Annotated in this window: 15 protein-coding genes; 5 read left to right on the top strand and 10 right to left on the bottom strand. The window is 51.3% G+C overall.

The genetic code is table 11. The features are described 5' to 3' along the window. Positions 1-66: 66 nt before the first annotated feature. From L1X57_RS11490 to L1X57_RS11475, 4 genes are all read right to left on the bottom strand, one after another. Entirely contained in the window at positions 67-2244 is a 2178-nt protein-coding gene (locus L1X57_RS11490; RefSeq protein WP_009721715.1) for a type I secretion system permease/ATPase, read from the bottom strand. A 106-nt stretch (positions 2245-2350) separates the two neighbouring features. After that, positions 2351-3817 carry a TolC family outer membrane protein gene (locus tag L1X57_RS11485; RefSeq protein WP_009721714.1) on the bottom strand — a complete coding sequence of 489 codons (1467 nt, stop codon included), beginning with the start codon at positions 3815-3817 and terminating at the stop codon, positions 2351-2353. A gap of 271 nt (positions 3818-4088) precedes the next feature. Then, the gene (locus L1X57_RS11480) at positions 4089-4967 is read right to left on the bottom strand and encodes a DMT family transporter (protein ID WP_009721713.1); all 879 of its coding nucleotides are present in this window, start codon (positions 4965-4967) and stop codon (positions 4089-4091) included. Next, positions 4964-5233: a SelT/SelW/SelH family protein gene (locus L1X57_RS11475; RefSeq protein WP_009721712.1), complete on the bottom strand. Its 270-nt coding sequence runs from the start codon at positions 5231-5233 to the stop codon at positions 4964-4966. The genes L1X57_RS11480 and L1X57_RS11475 overlap by 4 nt, the downstream gene beginning before the upstream one ends. 81 nt (positions 5234-5314) lie before the next feature. Here L1X57_RS11475 and L1X57_RS11470 point away from each other — a divergent pair, with 81 nt between their 5' ends. The 4 genes from L1X57_RS11470 to ettA all read left to right on the top strand — a co-directional run bounded on the left by L1X57_RS11470 (position 5315) and on the right by ettA (position 9498). Further along, positions 5315-6628: an MFS transporter gene (locus tag L1X57_RS11470; RefSeq protein ID WP_009721711.1), complete on the top strand. Its 1314-nt coding sequence runs from the start codon at positions 5315-5317 to the stop codon at positions 6626-6628. A gap of 173 nt (positions 6629-6801) precedes the next feature. Next, the gene (locus L1X57_RS11465) at positions 6802-7239 is read left to right on the top strand and encodes a PAS domain S-box protein (RefSeq protein ID WP_009721710.1); all 438 of its coding nucleotides are present in this window, start codon (positions 6802-6804) and stop codon (positions 7237-7239) included. A gap of 164 nt (positions 7240-7403) precedes the next feature. Further along, positions 7404-7616, top strand: a complete 213-nt coding sequence (locus L1X57_RS11460; protein ID WP_009721709.1) for a PA3496 family putative envelope integrity protein — start codon at positions 7404-7406, stop codon at positions 7614-7616. A gap of 220 nt (positions 7617-7836) precedes the next feature. Continuing rightward, the gene (gene ettA, locus L1X57_RS11455; protein WP_009721708.1) at positions 7837-9498 is read left to right on the top strand and encodes an energy-dependent translational throttle protein EttA; all 1662 of its coding nucleotides are present in this window, start codon (positions 7837-7839) and stop codon (positions 9496-9498) included. 96 nt (positions 9499-9594) lie between these two features. Here ettA and L1X57_RS11450 read toward each other — a convergent pair whose 3' ends face one another. From L1X57_RS11450 to phaR, 5 genes are all read right to left on the bottom strand, one after another. Further along, complete coding sequence (locus L1X57_RS11450) at positions 9595-9936, bottom strand: histidine triad nucleotide-binding protein (RefSeq protein WP_009721707.1); 342 nt, start codon at positions 9934-9936, stop codon at positions 9595-9597. Between the two features lie 43 nt (positions 9937-9979). After that, on the bottom strand, positions 9980-10852 hold the full coding sequence (locus L1X57_RS11445) for a phosphoribulokinase (protein ID WP_009721706.1): 873 nt from the start codon (positions 10850-10852) through the stop codon (positions 9980-9982). After that, positions 10852-11304, bottom strand: a complete 453-nt coding sequence (locus L1X57_RS11440) for an acyl-CoA thioesterase (protein WP_009721705.1) — start codon at positions 11302-11304, stop codon at positions 10852-10854. The genes L1X57_RS11445 and L1X57_RS11440 overlap by 1 nt, the downstream gene beginning before the upstream one ends. A gap of 52 nt (positions 11305-11356) precedes the next feature. Further along, the gene (gene purD, locus L1X57_RS11435) at positions 11357-12643 is read right to left on the bottom strand and encodes a phosphoribosylamine--glycine ligase (protein ID WP_009721704.1); all 1287 of its coding nucleotides are present in this window, start codon (positions 12641-12643) and stop codon (positions 11357-11359) included. A 97-nt stretch (positions 12644-12740) separates the two neighbouring features. Continuing rightward, positions 12741-13205: a polyhydroxyalkanoate synthesis repressor PhaR gene (phaR, locus tag L1X57_RS11430; protein ID WP_009721703.1), complete on the bottom strand. Its 465-nt coding sequence runs from the start codon at positions 13203-13205 to the stop codon at positions 12741-12743. 134 nt (positions 13206-13339) lie between these two features. Here phaR and L1X57_RS11425 point away from each other — a divergent pair, with 134 nt between their 5' ends. Next, on the top strand, positions 13340-14050 hold the full coding sequence (locus L1X57_RS11425) for a 16S rRNA (uracil(1498)-N(3))-methyltransferase (protein ID WP_009721702.1): 711 nt from the start codon (positions 13340-13342) through the stop codon (positions 14048-14050). Between the two features lie 28 nt (positions 14051-14078). On the opposite strand, the gene rloA3 is transcribed toward L1X57_RS11425, so the two are convergent. Continuing rightward, a complete protein-coding gene (gene rloA3, locus L1X57_RS11420; protein ID WP_009721701.1) occupies positions 14079-14633 on the bottom strand; it encodes a retropepsin-like aspartic peptidase RloA3 in 555 nt (184 codons plus the stop codon). Between the last annotated feature and the right edge of the window lie 30 nt (positions 14634-14663).

Here is a 14663-nt window from a genome sequence, read left to right as displayed (position 1 = left end):
CTCAGAAAATCGGCCAATGGCCTCAAAGCCTTTTTGCTCACTCGTGGAGGTGGTTTTTTTTCGCCATTATGACGCCCTCCCGATCTGGCCTTTGCGCAATGCCTCAACTACCGTATCGCGCGGACCATCCGCCACCACTTTCCCAGCATCCATCACAATGATGCGATCCACGAGGGATAGCAGCGATGTACGATGAGTGACAACGAGGATGGTTTTCCCTGGCGCGACATTCGTTAGGTTGGCTTTAAACGCTTCCTCACTGGCGTTGTCCATTGAACTGGTTGGCTCATCAAGCAGTAATATTGGTGGGTCTTGCACCACAGCCCTTGCAATGGCTACCGCTTGCTTTTGCCCGCCTGAAAGCGCCTGTCCTCGCTCACCCACCTCAAGATCAACGCCTTTGGGATGGCTATTAACCAATGATTCTAGACCCGCAATTTCGATCGCTCTGAGTAGCGCCTCGTCATCAACCCGGTCGTTTCCACCACCAGCGACAATATTATCCCGCAGCGTGCCAGCAAACAGGCTGACATCCTGAGGTACATAGCCAATATGACGACGAAGCTGGAGGGGATCTAGCTGACGAATATCAACGCCATCCACCAGCACCGCGCCGGATATGGGCTGATAAAAACCAAGTACCAGCTTATTCAGCGATGATTTTCCACAGCCAATACGGCCGAGCAACGCGACTTTTTCACCGGCTTTGATAGAAATCGAGACATCACGCAATGCCTCTCTTTCTTCATTGGGATAGCGCAAGGTGACTTTCTCTAAGCGGATGCTGCCGGTAAAACTGGGCTTTTCTACGTAAGCCTTGCCTTCATGGCGTTCCACGCTCTTGGCCATCACGCCATTTAAAGATTCCAGGGCAGTTGAGGACTGATGATATTGAGCCAGTAAAGCAGCCGCTTGGCTAACAGGCGCCATCGCTCGAGAAGAAAGCATATAGGCAGCAATCAACCCACCTTGGGTCAAGTTGCCTTCAATAATTTGATAGACCCCGATGATAATGACGCACACAGCTACGCTGTGCTGAGCCCACTGAGCAACGCTTGAAACCGAGGAGCTTACCATTTTGAGCTGAGCCCCGGTTCTGGATAGAAAAGCAGATGCTTTTTCCCAGTGTCGCTGAATACGGCTTTCCGCTCGCAACGCCTTAACGTTTTCTAATTGGGAAACAGACTCCACTAATAAGGCGTTACGTTGAGCACCCACCTCCCAAGTCGTTTGTGAAAGCTCATGCAGCTTGCCTTGTGCTGCAAGGGCATATAAAAGCACGAAAACAATCCCTATGAGCACTGGCAAGACAAGCCAGGGGTTGATCAGTGCAATGATGGCCGCAAAAAGCAGTACAAAGGGCAAATCCACTATGCCAAGAATGGTTGCAGAGCCGATAAACGCCCGCACCGATTCAAACGATTGAAGCGTTGAGGTAAACGAACCTGTTGACGCTGGCCGCTCCTCTAAGCGCAACCCCAACGTTTTCGCCATAATAGACGATGAGAGTTTTACGTCTGCCCGACTGGCTGCTAAATCAACAAAGCTGCTACGCATTAAGCGTAACGCTAGGTCAAAGCACAGTACGATAAAAATACCGATTGCCAGCACCCAGAGTGTTTCAGTGGCCTGGTTGGGTACGACACGGTCATAAACGTTCAGCACAAATAGCGGCATCGCCAGCGCGAACAAATTGATCGCGACTGAACCTAAAACGATGTCGCGATAAAGACGACGATTTTCACGAATAACGCCCCAAAACCAGTGCTGGTCACCGCGTTTTTTAACACCCGGTTCGGAGGCACTATCAACTCGAAATTTTGGACGCACATAGATGGCTTCACCGCTGTAACCAGCGTGAAGTTCTTCTAGTGATACTTCCGTGTCAGCTTCTGACAACTCAGGAAAAATCACTTTTGCTTTTTGCTGCTTGAGATCCAACCCAAGCAACACACAAGCACGCCCCGGCTCCAGCAATAAAATTGCGGGAAATAGGGCAGGATTTAGTCCCGAAAGCTTACTTTTCACAATATGCGCAGTAAGCCCTGCTCGCGAGGCGGCTCGCCCAAAGACAGAAGGAATTAACTTCCCTTGCTCTAAAGGCAGGCCCGCTTTTAAGGCCTCTGATGACACTTCGTGCTGATAATATGAAGCAACTGCCTTTAAACACTCCAGTAACTCATCGTGTTTTTCCTGATCACTGCCGTGGTCAGTCCGAGATACTTCCAGCTTACGTTGCGTCACTGAGGCCTCGTCATCCTAATGAATTGGTCGGAAAAATCATTCACTGAAGTTTCACCAGTGGGCATGCCCACAATGCGGCGACCTAATGGCCGCCGCTCATCAGCCACTAAATGCCACGGGTAAAGTCTTCAAGCGTGAAACCACGCGGCCCATCGACGGCGCACGCCATCTCTGCACGAGAAGAGATGTCTTCATAGCCAAGCTCATCAAGACTAGGAATATCATCACGGGCGACTTGTAGGGTTTGCATTAGCTGCCCCATCGCCGCCAGCGTCCGTGCTTGAGCCAGCGTTAAGTCAAACTGCGCATTCGCATAGGCACGGCTTGCTTCAAAAAACTCGTTCTCACTGTCCAGTACGTCTAAAAGCGTCCGCTGGCCAATATCAAACTGCTGCTGATAAGCACCACGCACACGGTCAATTGACTGCCGGTGTTCGTTTAAGTATTCCAATTGCTCGTTGAGGCGCTGCGTATCGTTATAGGCGATTTGAGTTGTTTGTCTGACATTGGTGCACGCCGTTTCGCGCTGGCTATCAGCCTCTTCAATTCTTGTGGTAGCCGCATTGAAGGCAGCATAGTCAGAGCCACCGCGATAGAGGTTCATGCTCGCGACAAGCTGAATGCTGTGCTCATCACGACGACCACCAACGGCATCATCTTGGTTATTAGTACCTGTGCGCCCTTGAATATCTAAGCGAGGCATAAAGGCAGCACGAGCGCCCTCACGCTCAGCGCGTTGCACGGCAATATTCTCAATCGCCGCATGAAACTCAGGGTTACCCTGGAACGCCAGCTCAATAGCTTGACTGACATCGGTAGGCAACTCAGCGGCAAGAGACGGCGCGGGCGTCATGTTTTGGGCTGGCAGCGCACCAACAATTCGCTGGAAGCGTGCAGTAACATCGTGAAGGTTTGACGCTTCAGACATTAAGTTTGATTCGGCCAACGCTAAGCGGCCACTAATCTGCTCAAGGTCAACCCCCCGCCCTGCACCAGAAAGTGCCCGCTCTTCAATCTGAGCAAATACTCGCTGGTGTTCACGGTAGTTATCCTGCGCTAAGCTTACCAACTCGCGATAGCGCAACACATCTAGATAGGTACGAAAAGCGTCAAGGGCAACTTCTTCACTAGCACCCAAAAGTTCGAAATAGGCGACTAACCGAGCACGATCTAAGCGCTCAACTTCACTGCGAGTGGCAAAGCCATCGAAAACCATTTGGGTTAAGGTCAGCTCAGCAAAATCACTATCGTAACTACCGCGACCATCATTTTGCTGATCTTGCCTGCCGACACCAGCGCTGACATCAATCGAGGGCAAATAGCCGCCCTGGGCAACTCGGATATCACTTCCAGAGGCACTAAAATTAGCCCAGGATGCATTTACCTGTGGATTGGTAACAATAGCTTGTTGAATGGTGCTCGACAGATCGGTGGTACCAGGCGCGTAAAGCGTTGCTGGTAACGACTGAGCCAAAACAGTGAGAGGAAGACAAGCCAGAGTAGTGACCGTAAGCGGTCGAATAGCGCGCTGTAAAAACAAAGTTTTTAGTGTCGTTTTAATACCGTCTTTCATCGCCATAGATCCCTAATGAATATTTACGCTGCTGAAGAAATAGCTGCTAAACGCCACCAACCCTGGGGCACCCTTGACTCTTTTTTACTTCGCCCTCTGGTCAATACCTCATACTAATTAGTATTGATACGACTCAGTGATACGAATTAGCGCATTTACCTAGCTTAATTTAATGGCATTAGCTGCAAAGCCGATGCTATGAAGCCAAAGTTAACAAAATTTTACAATACAAATCCTAAAAAAACATTACTTAGCAGCTTTTTGCTTGGTATCAAATACTAGGCTTCGACTGCAGTTGCTGCAGTGCTAGCCCCAGTAGAATCAGCATTAACCCGACAAACGTGGATGCTAACAGCGGCTCATCGACCACCAAATAGAGCAGCAGCAAGGAAACCGGGGGCGAAAGAAAGATCAGATTAGACACCTTGGCCGTGCGAGACACCTTTCGAACCGCCATTTGCCACAGTATAAACGCCACCCCCATTTCGAAAAGTCCGACGTAGATACCCGCTCCTAGGGCTTGCCAGCCATGCCAGTTGAGTCCGGGGCCAACTAACAGTAGCAACGTTAACACTGGCAAACCGACGCTAAAATTCTGCCATTGGGCGATTAAAGGCGCTCGCTCATCTCGCGCATTCAGCAGCCAGTAGAGCGCCCACAAAAGCGTTGAGACAAGTGCAAACACGACTCCAAGTGGGTCTGCGAAAACAACATTGAAGACATTGCCGCGGGTTGCTATTACCCAAACACCTGCGTAGGCAATAAGTCCTGCAATTACATCCATCCTTGTGAGCCGCTGCCCTAGGATCGGCACCGCCAGAAGCGCCATTGCCAGCGCCCAGGTATAATTCAGTGCCATGGCTTCTTGGCCTGGCAGCCGGTCGTAAGCGGCAAACAGCACCAGATAGTAGGCAACAGGATTCATCAACCCAGCCCAGGCTGCGGTACGCCAGCCATGGCGAAGGGCTTCTTTTAAATGCCCTTGCCTCACCACCAGCACGAACATGAACGCCCAAGACACAAGGGCCGCGAGCCACATCAACTCAAGCGGGCTCATCCAGGTAAGAGCGACCTTAAAAGCGGTAGCAACTGTCGACCATAGCGCTACGGCCCCAAGGCCATACAGCACGGCTTGACGGTCTTGGTTCATCGGTCGATATGCCCCAAATCTCGGGCTGGCTCGATCTTATCCCGCACGCGTTGCTTTAAAACTTTGATATCCGGAAAGCCGCCATCGCGTTTTCTTTCCCACAGCAATGTCTCGTCGCACCATATTTCAAAGGTGCCACCATGGGAGGGGGACAGAGCAACTTCTGCAAGGCTTTCGCCAAAGGTTGAAAGAAGCTCTTGAGCATACCAAGCGCTGCGCAACAACCACTGACACTGTGTGCAGTAACATATTTGAATGCGTGACATACAGGGGTTCCTAAACGTTTTAATGTGGCATCCTTGCTTTTCATTCTGTCACCTTATATTAGCAACTGCCAAGGAGACGCCATGGCCGAGCATCATGTTTCTCAAACCCGCGTGTACGAGTGGCTGACAGGTGATGATGACAGCCGAATGTGCGATGACATTGCCGACGAGGCATGCCATGAACAACCGCGTAATTTTTTTCTGCATCTTTGCGCCTCGTTAGGCAATAAACTCGCGGATGAACTCTCCAGCGCCCGCTTAGTATTGCCTTGGTTAATGGGCATTATTGGCGCCCCAGTATGGATGGTTGGTCTGTTGGTACCCATCCGCGAAGCGGGAGCCCTGTTACCACAACTGTTCGTGGCTGGCTTTATTCGCTTAAAACCAACGCGTAAATGGGTATGGGTAGCAGGCGCGCTGATACAAGCGCTGGCGGCATTAGCGCTAGCCCTGTTAGCGCTAGTGGGCAGCGGCTCCCTAGGGGGCGCGATGGTACTAAGCGCGCTAGTTTTGCTATCGCTAGCGAGGGGACTCTCATCAATAGCAACGAAAGACGTACTGGGTAAAACTATCGCCAAGCGCCGCCGTGGAATTCTGATGGGATGGAGTGGCAGTGTAGCAGGCGCCGCAACCTTGGTGGCTGGTGGTGTTTTAATGTGGTTTGGCGACCAACCCGGCAACGTGGCACTCGCTATCTTACTGGTTGTTGCCGCTGCAGGATGGCTACTCAATGCCGTGAGTGCAGCACGTATCGCGGAAGTGCCCGGCGCGGTTGAAGGCGGGGAGAATGCATGGGATAGCATTAAGTTAGGGCTTTCCTTACTCAAAGAAGATCGCAATTTTCTAAACTTCAATCTGGCTCGTGCCCTGCTTCTCTCCAGCGCACTCGCTCTGCCCTATTTAGCCCTGCTAGGCCAACAGCAAAGTGGCACCAACCTCGGCGGCCTTGGCCTGCTGGTAGTGGTATCGGGCGTTGCTGCGATGGTGGCAAGCCCTGTATGGGGAAAGCGAGCTGACCAATCAAGTCGCCGCGTGATGCGAGATGCGGCTATCGGCACCGTCTTTTGCTGCCTACTGGGCGCAAGTCTGGCTTGGCTACCTGGCCCATGGAGTCAAAGCGTTTGGCCCTATGCGATTATTTACGCCCTTTTGGTTATCGTTCATCACGGCGTACGACTAGGCCGTAAAACCTACTTGGTCGATATTGCCACTCAAGAGAACCGCGCATTGTATGTTGCGTTATCTAACACCTTAACCGGCGTATTGATGCTGGTAGTCGGCGGGATAATCGGTGGGTTGGCTCAGTGGCTTGGTAGCGCCCCGCTGCTGTTAATACTCGCGGGGACAGCATTCTGCGCAATGTTATCGGCCCAACGGTTACCTGAGGCAGAATAGCGCTGTCGATTGCAATGCTTCCCAACGCTCGCCATGATGGTAGGTAATTAGCGGTGATTAGCTGGGTTTTTGCTATTCTACCTTTATTAAGCAACATGAAATGCCGCTTAGCTACGCGTTGATTGACAGCGCCATAGCTACGGAAGAACGAGAGCAGCAACAGGAACCCATTGATGAAACGATCTCCTTTGATCAGCCCTGAGTTACTCGAACGTATTGTTGACGCTTCCGAGGATGGCATCGTCGTTGCAGAGCAAGAAGGCGACGAAAACATCCTTATCTACGTCAACAAAGGGTTCGAACGTCTCACCGGCTACAGTGCAGATGAAATTCTTTATCGCGACTGCCGTTTTTTGCAAAATGAAGACCGTGACCAAGATGCGCTGACCTCTATCCGGGAAGCGTTGAAAGAGGGTCGCCCTTCTCGCGAAGTGCTGCGTAATTACCGCAAAGACGGCACCATGTTCTGGAACGAGCTCTCCATTACACCCGTTTATGACGAAGCTGATAAATTGATGTACTACATCGGCGTACAAAAAGATGTGACTGAACGCGTAGAAGCACAGCAAGCATTAGCAGCGCTTCAAAAGCGCCAAGAACTGGCAGAATAAATAAAAATGTCAATAAAGCATCCGTAGGGGCTTGAACTTCAACCTGAGTGGCGGTATATAGCGGCTAAGCGCATAAAAACGCTAGGCGCTTCTTGTTTCAGCTATCGATTGAAAGAAGAAGCCGTTGTGATGCCGGTGCGCCGGCTTGGGTTGGAGGGCATACCATGAGCCGTGACCCCTTAAATCGTGAATCTTATACCAGTGATGTAATCGATGCTGATGAGTTCGATAACTTAGACGCTGTTAACGATGACCATTACGGTAAAAGCAAGCCCAGCAAAGCAGATACGCTTCGCGCCCGCCGCCAAGTAGAAGCATGGCTTGAGGAGCGCCGTTTGCAGCGCGCTATTGAAGATGATTGGGATGAAGAGGAATAACCTCATCACCTCAACCGCTTTTATTGATTGGCAGCTTAGTTACGACGCCTAATTACTAAAAGTAATTGCCGCGCGCGGAGCATTCACTAGGTTGCTGATCAACATATCAAAAAGACTTGTCTTCTTCGCTTCTGGCCTTTACCCGCGCTGAGCACTATCATCTTAGCCCTACGCCAGCAAACAGCTGCGACTCTTTTCTCCAACAACCTAACGGATTTCCATGGCGCAATACGTATTCACCATGAACCGGGTTGGCAAAGTTGTGCCGCCCAAAAAGCAAATTCTCAAGGATATTTCGCTATCGTTCTTCCCTGGCGCCAAAATTGGCGTGCTGGGCTTGAACGGTTCCGGTAAATCCACACTGCTACGCATTATGGCCGGTGTCGATAAAGAGTTTGAAGGTGAAGCTCGTCCGATGCCTGGCATTAATGTGGGCTACCTACCCCAGGAGCCTCAGCTTGATGACGAAAAGAACGTTCGCGATACGGTAGAAGAAGCCTTAGGCGCCATAAAAGAAGCCCAGGAAAAACTGGATGCGGTGTATGCCGCTTATGCCGAGCCTGATGCAGATTTTGATGCCCTAGCAAGCGAACAAGCACGCCTTGAAAACATTATTGAAGCCGCCGATGCGCATAACCTCGAGCGCAAGCTGGAAGTCGCTGCAGAAGCGCTGCGCCTGCCGCCTTGGGATGCCAAAGTAGGCAACCTCTCTGGGGGCGAGCGCCGCCGTGTGGCATTGTGCCGCCTGCTGCTTTCAAGCCCCGACATGCTCCTACTCGACGAGCCTACTAACCACCTGGATGCTGAATCCGTTGCTTGGCTAGAGCGCTTCTTGCACGATTATAACGGCACCGTCGTGGCCATTACCCACGACCGTTACTTCCTAGACAACGTTGCAGGATGGATTCTGGAGCTTGACCGCGGCCAGGGCATTCCCTTTGAAGGCAACTACTCTCAGTGGTTGGAGCAGAAAGAGCAACGCCTGAACCAGGAAGCCAAACAGGAAGTATCGCGTCAGAAAGCCATCAAGCAAGAGCTTGAGTGGGTACGCAGTAACACCAAAGGACGCCAAGCAAAGAGCAAGGCGCGCCTTAATCGCTTTGAAGAGATGCAGTCTGGCGATTTCCAAAAGCGTAATGAAACGAACGAGATCTATATTCCACCTGGCCCGCGCCTGGGTGACAAGGTCATCGAGTTCCATAACGTGACCAAACGATTTGATGACAAACTACTCTACCAGGATCTCTCTTTTACCATTCCTCAAGGGGCGATTGTAGGGATCGTGGGCGGTAACGGTGCCGGTAAATCGACACTGTTCAAACTAGTTACCGGCCAAGAACAGCCGGATGCTGGCGAAGTAGTGATTGGCGAGACTGTCGATATCGCCTATGTTGAGCAGCTACGTGATGCGCTAGACGACAAGCAAACTGTTTGGGAAGCTGTCTCTGACGGGCAGGATATTCTAAACATTAACGGCTATGAAGTTTCTTCGCGCGCCTATGTTGGTCGCTTTAACTTTAAGGGCAACGATCAGCAGAAACGTCTAGACCAGCTTTCTGGTGGTGAACGCGGTCGCCTTCAGCTTGCCCAAACGCTGAAGCAAGGCGCGAACGTACTGTTGTTAGATGAACCTTCAAATGATCTGGACATTGAGACCCTACGCGCCTTGGAAGAAGCGCTGCTGGCCTTCCCAGGCTGCGCAATGGTGATCTCTCACGACCGTTGGTTCCTCGACCGTATCGCTACGCACATCCTCGCCTTTGAAGGCGATTCAGAAGTCGTCTTCTTCGATGGTAACTACACCGAATACGAAGAAGACCACAAAAAACGCGTGGGTAACGACACGCCTAAGCGGATGAAGTATAAGCGCATCGACGCCTAATCAGCATCGTAGCCACACCGCTAGAAACGCATAAAGCCCCTTGATAGGGGCTTTATGCGTTTAGGTATGCGCGCATAATTCGGCATTCCGCCTCTATCAGCCTGCAGGCCAAGTAAACTGCCGTCCACCCATCAAATGCATGTGAATATGGTAAACGGTTTGGCCACCCATTTCGTTGCAATTCATCACCACACGATAACCGTCTTCTGCGAAGCCTTGCTGCTTAGCCAGTTGTGCAGCAGTATGCTGTAAACGCCCAACCAGTGCTAAGTCTTCTGGGGCAATATCGTTAAGCGTAGCAATATGCTTTTTAGGAATGATCAACTGATGCGTTGGCGCCTGAGGATTAATGTCATTGAACGCCAACACATGCTCATCTTCAAACACAATATCTGCAGGAATTTCGCGGTTTATAATTTTGCAAAACAGGCAATCCATACGGCCTCCTTCATTTTTGTAAGTAGCGAAACATGCTAACTAGCTAGCGAAAACGGCGCTGGGAAAGCAAATGGCGAACCAGAGGCGCTAAAATCAGCTCCATCGCTAGCGACATCCGCGCACCTGGCACAACCAACGTGTGCGGACGAGTCATAAATGAATCTTTTATCATCGCCAATAGCCAAGGAAAATCCACGGTCGATGGATCTCTAAAGCGAATCACCACAAACGATTCCGCATCAGTAGGGATATCCTGAACCTCAAAGGGGTTCGACGTATCGACGGTGGGCACACGCTGGAAATTAATATGGGTACGGGAGAACTGCGGCTGAATGTAGCGCACGTAATCATCCATGCGCCCTAATATGGTATCGATAACCGCTTCCTGGGAATATCCGCGCAGCTTGGTATCACGATCAATTTTTTGAATCCATTCAAGATTCATGGTCGGCGCAACACCCACTAATAAATCTACGTGACGAGCAATATCATACTCTTGTGTCACCAAGCCGCCATGCAGCCCTTCGTAAAAGAGTAGATCAGTACCACAAGGTAGCGACTGCCACTCGGTGAACGTCCCTACCCGATAACCCGCCTCAATTTTTTGCTTATCTTCTGCATGAATATAGTGACGGAACGTACCCGCTCCATGTTCACCGTACTCAATAAAGAGCCCTTCAAGCCGGTCGAGCAGATTGGCTTCTACTGCAAAGTGAGAAAGCTCATCTTTGCGCTCGGGCTCATCACGGAAAATCCGCTGTAGATCATCACGGGTATAGCGGTGAAAGGCATCGCCGTCCACCATGGCAGCGTGCACATCTTCACGCAGAAACATGCGCTCAAAGCTGCGACGCACCGTGGTGGTACCCGCACCTGAAGAACCTGTGATGGCAATTATTGGATATTCCCGCGACATTAAGCACCTCTCTCCTGAGCTATCGCCCGAGCTATCGCCTGCACAACGTCATCAGGCACTTTGACAGGCCGCCCTGAAGAAAGGTCTAAAAGAAGTTGGTTAACCCGAGCCGTTGCCACCACCTTACCGGTTTCTGCATGACAAATACGCTGATAAACCGCCAACGCTTTGCCTTGTGGCTCAGGGACAGCGGTTTCAATCATTAAAGCATCTGGCCATCGCGCCTCGCTCTGGTACTGAACCGCTAAGTCGACAACAACACTCGGGTACCCTTTCATGTCCCACTCAGGCAAACCTAGCGCAGCGAACGCATGCACGCGGGCTTCATGTAGCAGCGATACCAAAGCATCATGCCCCAGGTGGCGGCCGTAATTCATATCCGTGACGCGCACCGTCAAAGGGTGCCGATGAATAATTGCTGCCGTGGGGAAATCCAGCGTGACACGCTCCATGCCTAGCTCCTTGTCGGTGATGGTTCAGCGCCAGCGGGATCACCGCTGATCACTATTTTTCCCGGGCGATAGCACGGAAAGCGATATCACGGCGGAACTCAGCGCCCTCCCAGTGAATCGCTTTGACACCCTGATATGCTTGCTGTTGAGCAGCCGATACCGTGCTGCCTAATGCCGTTACACACAGCACTCGCCCACCTGCGGTTAAGATACTGCCGTCAGCAGCCTGTGTAGTACCTGCATGAAATACCTTGCACTGCGCTTGCTCTGCCTGTTCCAAACCGTGAATGACATCGCCTTTGCGGTAACTGCCGGGATAGCCGCCTGCCGCCATCACAACACCCACTGCCGCGCGGGGGTCCCACTGACACTGCTTATCAGCAAGCTCACCCTTAGCGCCAGCCAGACAAAGCGCGGCTAAATCTGACGTTAACCGCATCATGATCGGCTGAGTTTCAGGGTCACCAAAACGGCAATTATATTCAATAACCTTAGGATTGCCTTCAGTGTCAATCATTAGGCCCGCATACAAAAAGCCAGTGTATGCATTACCCTCTTCTGCCATGCCGCGCACGGTAGGGAGAATAACCTGCTCCATAATACGCGCGTCGACCTCCGGCGTTACCACCGGCGCTGGGGAGTAGGCTCCCATACCACCCGTATTGGGACCAGTGTCGCCGTCATAAGCACGCTTGTGGTCTTGGCTAGTTGCCATGGGCACCACATTTTCGCCATCGACCATGACGATAAAACTAGCTTCTTCGCCTTCCAGGAACTCTTCAATAACAACGCGTGCACCTGCATCGCCAAACGCATTCGCCTCTAACATATCGCGAATAGCCGCTTCAGCTTCAGCTTCACTCATCGCCACAATAACGCCTTTACCTGCCGCCAAGCCATCAGCTTTGATAACGATAGGTGCGCCCATTTCAGCTAAATAAGCCAAGGCAGGCTCTACTGCCGTAAAAGTTTGATATGCAGCTGAAGGAATCTGGTGACGTGCAAGAAAATCTTTAGTAAACGATTTAGAGCCTTCCAATTGTGCAGCGCGTTGAGAAGGGCCAAAAATTGTTAGGCCCGCCGAGTGAAAGCGATCGACAATCCCTTCAACTAACGGCGCTTCTGGCCCCACCACTGTCAGCGCCACTTGCTCGCGCTGGGCAAACGCAACCAACGCGTCCAAATCTGTTGCTTCAATAGTCACGTTGGTCAATTTAGGCTCGGTGGCAGTACCTGCATTACCTGGCGCTACGAACACCTGCTCGACGTCACTAGACTGCGCTAGTTTCCAAGCCAATGCATGCTCGCGGCCACCGCCACCTATCATTAAAACGTTCATTATCATCCTTCTCAAACGGGAGTGCGTAGCTGAGATTAGCTGAGAGCGTAATTAAGTTATCCGGCAATATTATGCCACAACGACTCAACCAGCGACTTCAGGTGCTTTTATCCGGTGTGTCGTCGTCATCTGTTTGATTAGGCTGATTAAGCGTTTTTTGCCAAAAACGCATATTTTCTTCTGCCAGCTCGCGCATAAACTCCATGGGAGAGTGGCGTATCGCTTGTTGCCACTGGCTTTGCATGCGCTTTTGCTGCTCTAGCATAAGCTGGGTACCCTGCTCTAAATAACGTGCCAGCGGTAAAGGCGATGACATATCGTACACACGGATCAGCTGAGCGAGCAGATCATTGGAGAAAACCTCGGCTTCACTATCGGCCTGCTCTTGTTCGATAATGATCGACAGCAAAATGGTCCGTGTTAGGTCTTCACCGCTTTTTGCATCCTCAACGCGGAAGGGCTCTTCTTCGATGATCAAACGCCGCAGATCCTCAAGCGTCACGTAACGACTTTGTTGAGTATCGTATAACCTACGGTTGGCATATTTGCGAATTACGCGCACAGCGCATCTCCTTAAACGCGGTAGAGGCTTTGTCGCCGTTGCTGCTATTGTGCCTGCAACATGCGCCTATGCAAGCCAGCTTAACGGATTAGTACCATTAAGCGTGTCTTCCTTATGACCAATAGACGACAATCATGAATCTTATTCTGCTTGACCCGAGCGAAGTGAAGGGAGCTTATGCTTACCTTACTGACGCACGACGTATCACCCATTTACGCGAGGTACACCGCGCCTGTGTAGGAGACCACTTCACCGTCGGCCTGCAGGGCGGCCAGATGGGGAAAGCGCAGCTAATCGAACTGCATAATACTCAGGCAACGTTTACACTGGAAAGCCTAAATGAGCCGCCCCCGCCGCTCCTGCCAGTCCATTTAGTATTGGCGCTTCCTCGGCCCAGGATGCTGGCACGTACCTTAGAACATGTCACGGCCCTTGGCGTAAAAAATATTACACTGCTTCACACCAAACGGGTGGAAAAAAGCTACTGGCAGTCCCCAGAACTCCGTGCGGAAAAAATTCACCATCACTTAGTATTGGGTCTTGAGCAAGCGCGCGACACACAATTGCCTAGTGTGACGTTGTGCAAAGGCTTTCGCCCTTTTCTAGAAGAACAGTTACCAGAGCAACTAAAAGACCGACGCGGCTTGGTGGCGCACCCTGGCATGCCAAATGCCTGCCCACGAAACATTGACGGACAAATACTGCTCCTTGTTGGACCAGAAGGCGGGTTTATACCCTGGGAAGTTGAAAAACTGCTAGAGGCAGGCTGCGAGGGCATGCATTTAGGCCCTCGCATCTTACGAGTGGAAACTGCCGTCACCGCACTGTTATCGCGACTTTTTTAATCGCCGATTAAACTAGCAAATGGCGTGATTAGGACTGTTCATCTGCTGGGTCGTGGGGGACGTAGGCCGCGTTTTCCCCACACTCAGGGGTTTGAAGAAAGGTATTGCGCACATCTAATAACCCTAAATGGCTAATAGTGCGGCGCCCCAAGAGCAGCGGATAGAGCATCTCTTCACGATCTCGCAGACTAAATTGCTCTTCATACACTGTGTCGCCCATGCAAACGTCCATTAGCACCACCGGACGCTCATCACGACCACCGGCGCCACGCACCTTTTGCTCTCGGTAGAGAGGCCGCTCGATCTGATCACTAAACGTTTCACCGCTCTCTTGATCCTCGAGCTTCAGACGAAATCGAACCCACTCCTCACCATCTTTCTCAAACATTTCAATATTGCGAGCATCTAATGACGAGGTCAGTGCTCCGCTGTCTAGTTTAGCTTTTACGGCGATACCCCACGGCTCAATTGAAGCATTTTCAACCCAACCAAACACCTTATCATCTGCCTGGGCAGCCGTGCTCACTAACAGTGTACTGGCCATTGCGCTAGCAGCCAGTACGCCTAAAAAAGTTTTCCCCATTACATTTCGTCCTTAGTGAGAAATTTGTAT

The organism is Halomonas sp. TD01 (assembly GCF_923868895.1).
In the GTDB taxonomy this organism is placed as follows: Bacteria; Pseudomonadota; Gammaproteobacteria; order Pseudomonadales; family Halomonadaceae; genus Vreelandella.
This window is presented reverse-complemented; position numbering and strand designations above follow the sequence as displayed.

Excerpts from the sequence above, each read along its gene's own strand:
- L1X57_RS11485 (WP_009721714.1), bottom strand. The coding sequence starts at position 3,817 with ATGAAAGACGGTATTAAAACGACACTAAAAACTTTGTTTTTACAGCGC.
- L1X57_RS11480 (WP_009721713.1), bottom strand. The coding sequence starts at position 4,967 with ATGAACCAAGACCGTCAAGCCGTGCTGTATGGCCTTGGGGCCGTAGCG.
- L1X57_RS11475 (WP_009721712.1), bottom strand. The coding sequence starts at position 5,233 with ATGTCACGCATTCAAATATGTTACTGCACACAGTGTCAGTGGTTGTTG.
- L1X57_RS11470 (WP_009721711.1), top strand. The coding sequence starts at position 5,315 with ATGGCCGAGCATCATGTTTCTCAAACCCGCGTGTACGAGTGGCTGACA.
- L1X57_RS11465 (WP_009721710.1), top strand. The coding sequence starts at position 6,802 with ATGAAACGATCTCCTTTGATCAGCCCTGAGTTACTCGAACGTATTGTT.
- L1X57_RS11460 (WP_009721709.1), top strand. The coding sequence starts at position 7,404 with ATGAGCCGTGACCCCTTAAATCGTGAATCTTATACCAGTGATGTAATC.
- ettA (WP_009721708.1), top strand. The coding sequence starts at position 7,837 with ATGGCGCAATACGTATTCACCATGAACCGGGTTGGCAAAGTTGTGCCG.
- L1X57_RS11450 (WP_009721707.1), bottom strand. The coding sequence starts at position 9,936 with ATGGATTGCCTGTTTTGCAAAATTATAAACCGCGAAATTCCTGCAGAT.
- L1X57_RS11445 (WP_009721706.1), bottom strand. The coding sequence starts at position 10,852 with ATGTCGCGGGAATATCCAATAATTGCCATCACAGGTTCTTCAGGTGCG.
- L1X57_RS11440 (WP_009721705.1), bottom strand. The coding sequence starts at position 11,304 with ATGGAGCGTGTCACGCTGGATTTCCCCACGGCAGCAATTATTCATCGG.
- purD (WP_009721704.1), bottom strand. The coding sequence starts at position 12,643 with ATGAACGTTTTAATGATAGGTGGCGGTGGCCGCGAGCATGCATTGGCT.
- L1X57_RS11425 (WP_009721702.1), top strand. The coding sequence starts at position 13,340 with ATGAATCTTATTCTGCTTGACCCGAGCGAAGTGAAGGGAGCTTATGCT.
- rloA3 (WP_009721701.1), bottom strand. The coding sequence starts at position 14,633 with ATGGGGAAAACTTTTTTAGGCGTACTGGCTGCTAGCGCAATGGCCAGT.